We start from the raw sequence: 6,899 nt of genomic DNA on the forward strand, positions 1-6,899 counted from the left end.
AGGGCGGGGGCCCCGGAAGTTCAGGCCACCGGCAGTGCGCGCAGCGCGTGGAAACGGAAGGTGGTGGTCCAGGCCAGCTCCTCGGCGGGTACCGCGAGCCGCAGCCCCGGCAGCCGCCGCAGCAGGGTCCCGAGCGCGAGGGTGACCTGGGTACGGGCCAGCGGCGCGCCGAGGCAGTAGTGGACGCCGTGCCCGAGGGCCAGGTGGGCCTTGTCCGCCCGGCCGGGGTCGAAGCGGTCCGGCTCGGGGTAGCGGGCCGGGTCCCGGTGGGCGGAGGCGAGCGAGAAGAGCACGGTGTCGCCCGCGGGGATCCGCACGCCGCCGATCTCGACCGGCTCGGTCGGGAAGCGGCGGATGGCGCTGTGGTTGGGGACCGCGTACCGGAAGAGCTCCTCGACGGCCTCCGGCAGCAGCTCGGGCCGCTCCCGGAGCTCGGCCAGCTGCTCCCCGTGCGTCAGGAGGGTGAACAGGCCGCCGCTGATCAGGTGCTGGACGTTCTCGCTGCCGGCCATGAGGATCAGGAAGGCGAGGGAGACCAGCTCGTCCTCGCTGAGCCGGTCACCGGCGTCGCGGGCGGCGATCAGCCCCGACAGGACGTCGTCGCCCGGGGCCGCGCGCCGCTCGGCGACCAGCTCGACGAGGAAGCGGTGGACGTTCTGCACCGCCCCCGCGAGCTCCTCGCGGCTGCCCGGCAGGAGCATGGAGCCGGTCCATCCGGCGAAGCGCCCGTAGTCGTCCTCCGGCACGGCCAGCAGGTCCCCGATGACCTTCAGCGGCAGCGGCCCGGCGAACTCGGCGACCACATCGGCGGCCCCGTCAGCCTCCATGCGCGCGACGAGCCGGTCCGCGAAGGCGTCGACCGCCGCCTGGACCGCCGTACGCATCCCCTCGACGTGCCGGGGCGTGAACCCCTGGGCGACCAGGCGGCGCAGCCGCAGGTGGTCGCCGGCGTCGATGTTCATCAGGTTCGCGTCCAGCGCCGGGGGAAGCGAGAACCCCTTGAACCCGTTGCCGGAGTGCCGCTTGTTGACGGAGAGCCGGCCGTCGGCCAGCCCCGCGCGCACGTCGGCCTCGTGCGTCACGAGCCACACCGGCGACCCGTCGGGCAGCGCGACCTGGTGCACCGACCCCTCGGCGCGCAGCCGCGCGTACACGGCGTACGGGTCCTCCCGGAACCCCTCCCCGAACGGCTGCGGCAGCACGGCCGCTCCGGCGGTGTCGCTCATGGTTCCCCCTCGCGTACGACGCTCCCGGCCCCGCCTCCCCGGCCGGACCCCTGCGCCGATTATGCGGGCGCGCGCCCGGCGGAAAACCGGGCCCCGGAGCCGGTACCTGATCCGCTACGCTGTGCCTGGGCCGCTTTCGCGGCGGCCCAGGGCCTCGCACGAGGCCCCGCCTTCGTAGCTCAGGGGATAGAGCACCGCTCTCCTAAAGCGGGTGTCGCAGGTTCGAATCCTGCCGGGGGCACAGTGACGGGAGACCCCCGACCGGGAACGGTCGGGGGTCTTCGGCGTTGGGGGGCGGGTCAGGCGATCAGGTCCGCGTAGAAGATCACGTTGTGGCTGCGGTGGCCGTTCACGATGTCGCCGCCGCAGGTCAGGAGGCGGAGCTCCGGGCGCTGGGTGTCGGCGTAGACCTTGTCCGTGGGGAAGTCCTTCTTGTCGACGTCCTCGATCTCGCGGATCTTGAACCTCGCCGTCCTGCCGTCCTCGCGCGGGACCTCGACCAGGTCACCGAGTCCGATCTTCGCGAGGTCCTTCATCAGGGCCGGGCCGTGCTTCGTGTCGAAGTGGGCGACGAGGACGGAGACGCCCTTCTCGCCCGGGGCCGCGCCCTGGGTCCACCAGCCCGGGGTGTTCGGCTCGGTGTCCGGGTCGGGGACGCCGAGCTCGCCGGTGGACGGGTCGACCTTGAGGTCCAGCATCCGCTTCGCGTCCACCCCCGCCGCGTCGATCCGCAGGCCGGTGGGCCGGGAGCGCTCCAGTGCGGGGGCCGGGTCCGGGGCCGGGGCGGAGGCGGTGGCGGCGACCTCCGGGGCCGCCGGGAGCTTCGTCGCGGAGGCGGTGCCGCAGGCCGTGAGGGCGAGGGCGGCGGCCGTGAGCGCGAGGGCGGTGGCGGCCAGGGTGCGGGGGACGGGGGTGGGGGTGGGGGTGGACGTGGGGGGCATGGGGGTGACGCTACGGAGGGCGTGTTCGGGTCGTGCGGCGGTGAGGTAACGGTTGCCCGGAGGGTCGGGCGCGGAATCGTAAAGAGCCCTCCCGGGGCGGGAGGGCTGCTTGCGGCTTCCGTCAGCTCAGGCCCCTGCTGCGCTCGCCGATCCGGTCGCCCTGGGGGGTGCCGGCCCGCTTGAGGTCCGCCTTCGTGTGGGCGCCGCCCTTCACCTTGCTGCGGACGAGGCCCTCGAAGCCGTGGCCGTGCGTGCGCGGCGCGTGCAGCTGGAGCTGCTCCGAGGCCTTCGCGAGCGCGGCCTGGGGGGCGTCCTGCTTCTGGTCTTTGGTCATCCCGTCGTCAACTCCTTCGGGAGGCAACCGATCCGATTAATGGGATCGTATGCAGATATGCGGCCCTATGCACCCGGACCGGCCGGACCGGGGCCCGCCGCAGCGCCCACGGTGGCCCGCACCAGTTCCTCCGGGCACGGCGTCCCCCGCGGCAGCTGGTACTTCGCCGCGATCCGGTACTCCCCCGGCGCCGGGGCCAGCAGCTCCGTCCACACGTCGCCCTCGCCGTCGGGGGCCGCCTTGAACAGGCACCCGGCGGTGTTCGCGTACTCCTTCGGCGTCCCGGACCCCGCCGCGCCCCGCGCCTTCGACGCCGGGGTCTCCTGCGGGGGCTCCACGGCCCTGCCCGCCCCGTCCACCAGCCCCAGCCACGGCGAGTGCGGGATCCGCACCAGCACCCGGCCGGGCGCCGAGACCTCGACGACCAGCTGGTCCGCGCCCGCCCGGACCACCCGGGCCGGCCCGCCCACCAGGCTCGACGGAGCGTCCACCTGGAACAGCCGCCAGTTCTCGTCGCCCCAGATCTGCCGCAGGTACGGCAGCCCGCCGCGCAGCAGCTCGGCCTCGGCCTCGCCGCCCGAGTCGGGCTTGTCGGCCGGCAGCACCACGTAGTGCACGGCCCAGCGCTCCAGCCAGGCCCGGTAGCTCTCGGCGGTGAGGGTGTCGTCGTAGAAGAGCGGGTTGCGCTCCAGGTCGGCCTGCCGGTTCCAGCCGCGCGCCAGGTTCACGTACGCGGGGAACGCCGAGGACTCGCGGTGGCTGCTGGCCGGGACCACCTCGACCCGGCCCCGGTCGGCGCCGGCCTTCTGCAGCTGGTCGACCAGCGGGGCCAGCTCGCGGTTCCAGGCCGCCACCGGGGTGGTGCGGACGATGTCGGTGATGCTGTTGGTGGTGATCCACGCCGTCAGCCCGGCGAAGGCCAGCAGCAGCGCGTACCGGCGCCGGGTGCGCGGGACCTCGTACGGCAGGGCCGCGAGCAGCACCGCCCCGCCGAAGAGCATGATCAGACGGGTCACGTTCGAGCCGACCTGGGAGTCGATCACCCAGGTCAGGAACACCCCGAGGGTGTAGACGGCGGCAGCGATCCGGACGGTCTTCCACCGCTTGGGCACGAGGAAGGCCACGGCCAGCCCGAAGACGAAGGGCAGCCAGGCCGAGCCGATCTTCATCGGCTGCGTCCCGGAGAAGGGGAACAGCCAGGCCGACAGCCCGACCACCGCCGCCGGGGCCAGCCCCAGCGCGTACGCGCCCGGGCGCCGCCCGCTCAGGAACAGCGCGGCCGCGACCACCCCGAGGAACAGCCCCGCCACCGGGCTCGCGGCCGTCGCCAGCCCGGCCAGCGGCGCGGCGACGGCGGCCTTGGCCCAGCGCCGCCGGGCCCACTTGCGGGGCCAGCAGAAGACGGCGGCGACGGCCCCGAGAGCGAAGAGGGTCCCGAGCCCGAAGGTGACCCGGCCCGAGAGGGCGTTGCAGAACAGCCCGTAGACCCCGGCCAGGGCGGGCCACAGGGGGCGCCGGACGGCGCCCCGGCAGCGGGTCAGGATCAGCGCCAGGAGGGCCGCCGAGCAGGTGCCGGCGATCATCATCGTGGTGCGGACCCCGAGCACGTGCATGACGTACGGGGACACGACGCTGTACGAGACCGGGTGCATCCCCCCGTACCAGGCGAGGTTGTACGCCGTGTCCGGGTGCCGGCCGACGAACTCCGCCCAGGCGTCCTGCGCGGCCAGGTCCCCGCCGCTGTTGGCGAAGCAGAAGAACCAGACGACGTGCAGGACGGCCGCCACGGCGGCGGCCACCGCCACCGGGTGGCGGTGCGCCCGGCCCAGGACGCCGCCCGCCGGGTCCGCGGCGGGCGGGTGCTGCCTCTGGCCGGGTACCCGGCGTCCGGGCTTGTGCTGCTCAGCTGTGGTCACGAACGACGCTCTCTTCCCGACACGACGCCAGGGTCCCGTCCCGGCTCCCTGGACGCGCCACGGCGCCCCGGGGTTGCCCGGGGCGCCGCTGCGCGCCCGCCGACCCGTATCAGCCGATACGGGTCAGCTTGCTGCCGATGCCCGGCGCGGTCAGCTCCGACTGGAGCGCCACCGGCACCTTCACCTGACTGGCCCCGTCGCCGACGGTCAGCACACCGACCGCCGTCCCGGCCTTCGCCGTCTCGGGGATCTTGGTACCGCCGTCGCCGAGCTTGATGTCCACGGTCAGCGAGGACCAGCCGACCGCCTGGACGTCGGCGGTGGCGACGACCTTGGTCCGGCCGCCGACGCCGTCGTCCACGTACCCGACGACGTCGCCCTTCTTGACGACGGGCGCGCCCTCCAGCGACTTCTGGGTGGCGACCAGCAGGTTCTTGCTCGCCGCGATGACGGTGTCGATGATCGGCGGCTTGTGCTGGCCGAGGACCGCTCCGACGATCAGCTGGTTGGTGTCGCCGACCTTCTTGTAGGCGGCGAAGAGGAGGTTTCCGCCGGCCTTGGTCGTCGTACCCGTCTTGATGCCGAGCGACTCGTTGTACGGGACCAGGCGGTTCCAGTTCGGCCAGTTCTTGCCGGTCTGGTCGGTCCAGGAGGGCTTGCGGGTGATGTCCACCATCGCGTCGATCTCGACGATCTTGAGGCCGAGCTTGACCTGGTCCTCGGCGGTGCTGACGGTGCTCGCGTCCAGGCCCGAGGGGTCGGTGTAGGTGGTGTTCGTCATGCCGAGCTGCTTGGCGGTGTCGTTCATCTTCTTGACGAACGCCTCCTGGGAGCCGGAGTCCCAGCGGGCCAGCAGCCGCGCGATGTTGTTGGCCGACGGGATCATGAGGGCGGCGATCGCGTCGTACTCGGAGATCTTGTCGCCCTCCTTGACCGTGTTGAGGGTGGACTCGTTGTCCGACTTGTCCTTCTGGCCCTCGGTCTCGGCGGTCTTGTCGACGTCGATCATCGCGCCCTTCTCACCCTTCTTGAAGGGGTGGTCGCGCATGATGATGTACGCCGTCATCGACTTGGTGACACTGGCGATCGGCACGGGCTTCTGCTCGCCGGACGAGCCGATCGTGCCGAGGCCGGCGGCGGCCATCGAGGCCTGGCCCTCGGTGGGCCAGGGCAGCTCGGGCGCCCCGCCGGGGAAGGTGTACTGGGACTTCGCGGTCAGGACGAGCTTCGGCGCGGGCAGCGGGCGCACCAGCTGCACGACGGCCAGGATGACGGCCAGGAGCACCACGATCGGCGCGTAGATCTTGACGCGCCGCACCACCGTCCGCAGGGGGCTGGGCGGCGGGGGCGGGTTGTTGGTGAGGTCCGCCAGCATGTCGAGCGGCGGCCTGGGGGGCAGCGGCTGCTGCGTGGTGCGCTCGCTGGGGTCGAGCCGGCGCACGGTGGGGGCGGCGGCCGCGGGGTCGGGCTTGGGGGCGGCGGGCTGCGGCTTGGCCGGGGCGGGCTCGCCGTCGGCGCGCAGCGGCACGAACTTGCTGACGCGCGCCTCGGGAGCCGGGGCCGCCTTCGGCGGCGCGGCGACGGGGCTCTGGCCGGCGCCGGGCTTGCCGGCGTCCGGCTTGCCGGCGTCGGGCTTGCCCTGGCCGGGCTTCCCCGCGTCGGGCTTGCCCGTGTCCGGCTTGCCCTGGCCGGGCTTGGCGGCGTCCGGCTTGGCGGCGTCCGGCTTGCTGGCGTCGGGCTTGCCCGTGTCCGGCTTGCCCTGGCCGGGCTTGGCGGCCTCCTGCTTGCCGGCGTCCGGCTTGCCCGCGTCCGCGGGCGCCCCGGAGGTGGCCGCGTCCTTCGCACCGGCGCCCGCCGGAGCGGAACCCGGCTTGACGGCACGGAAGACGGCCGTCCGCTCGGAGTCCTCGGACGGCTTCCCTGCGGCACGCGGGTCCCGGGCGGCCGGCTTCTCGTCCTCGACGGGCTTGCCGGCGGCGGAGGGCGCGGCCTTCCCCGAATCCGCCGGAGCGGAACCGGGCTTGACCGCACGGAAGACGGCCGTGCGCTCGGAGTCCTCCGACGGCTCGGCGGCACGCGGGTCCTGCGCGGCGGGGGCCGAGGACTTCTCGGCGTCCGCCGGAGCGGAACCGGGCTTGACCGTACGGAAGACGGCCGTCCGCTCGGAGCCGGCCGAAGGCTTGGTCTCGGCGCGCGGGTCCTGCGCGGCCGGCTTCCCGGACGCGGCGGGCTCGGAGCCGTCCGAGGGCTTGGCGTCCGCGGGGCGCTTCCCGTCCCCGGCCTCGGCGGAGTCCGCCGAAGCGGAACCCGGCTTGACCGCACGGAAGACGGCCGTGCGCTCAGAGGCGGCCGAGGGCTTGGCGTCCGCGGGGCGCTCCTCGTCCGCGGCCTCGGCGGAGTCCGCCGAAGCGGAACCCGGCTTGACCGCACGGAAGACGGCCGTGCGCTCAGAGGCGGCCGAGGGCTTGGCGTCCGCGGGGCG

The 6,899-nt window shown here is 74.1% G+C and carries 5 protein-coding genes and 1 tRNA gene; 1 reads left to right on the top strand and 5 read right to left on the bottom strand.

Features of this window, described 5'->3' with window-relative positions:
- Positions 1-20 precede the first annotated feature (20 nt).
- Positions 21-1,226, bottom strand: a complete 1,206-nt coding sequence (locus AB0F18_RS20650) for a cytochrome P450 (protein ID WP_362062706.1) — start codon at positions 1,224-1,226, stop codon at positions 21-23.
- A 168-nt stretch (positions 1,227-1,394) separates the two neighbouring features.
- Here AB0F18_RS20650 and AB0F18_RS20655 point away from each other — a divergent pair.
- Positions 1,395-1,467 (top strand) — tRNA-Arg (locus AB0F18_RS20655).
- Positions 1,468-1,525: 58 nt separating this feature from the next.
- Here AB0F18_RS20655 and AB0F18_RS20660 read toward each other — a convergent pair.
- The 4 genes from AB0F18_RS20660 to AB0F18_RS20675 all read right to left on the bottom strand — a co-directional run.
- Positions 1,526-2,167: a sortase gene (locus AB0F18_RS20660; RefSeq protein ID WP_362062708.1), complete on the bottom strand. Its 642-nt coding sequence runs from the start codon at positions 2,165-2,167 to the stop codon at positions 1,526-1,528.
- A gap of 121 nt (positions 2,168-2,288) precedes the next feature.
- Positions 2,289-2,501 (bottom strand): hypothetical protein, encoded by a 213-nt coding sequence (locus AB0F18_RS20665; protein WP_362062710.1) that lies wholly within the window; start codon positions 2,499-2,501, stop codon positions 2,289-2,291.
- 65 nt (positions 2,502-2,566) lie between these two features.
- A complete protein-coding gene (locus tag AB0F18_RS20670) occupies positions 2,567-4,330 on the bottom strand; it encodes an MFS transporter (RefSeq protein WP_362062748.1) in 1,764 nt (587 codons plus the stop codon).
- Between the two features lie 196 nt (positions 4,331-4,526).
- The coding region (locus AB0F18_RS20675; RefSeq protein ID WP_362062712.1) for a hypothetical protein at positions 4,527-6,899 on the bottom strand (2,373 nt) is incomplete at its 5' end.

It is taken from the genome of Streptomyces sp. NPDC029216 (genome assembly GCF_040648015.1).
Taxonomy (GTDB): Bacteria; Actinomycetota; Actinomycetes; order Streptomycetales; family Streptomycetaceae; genus Streptomyces.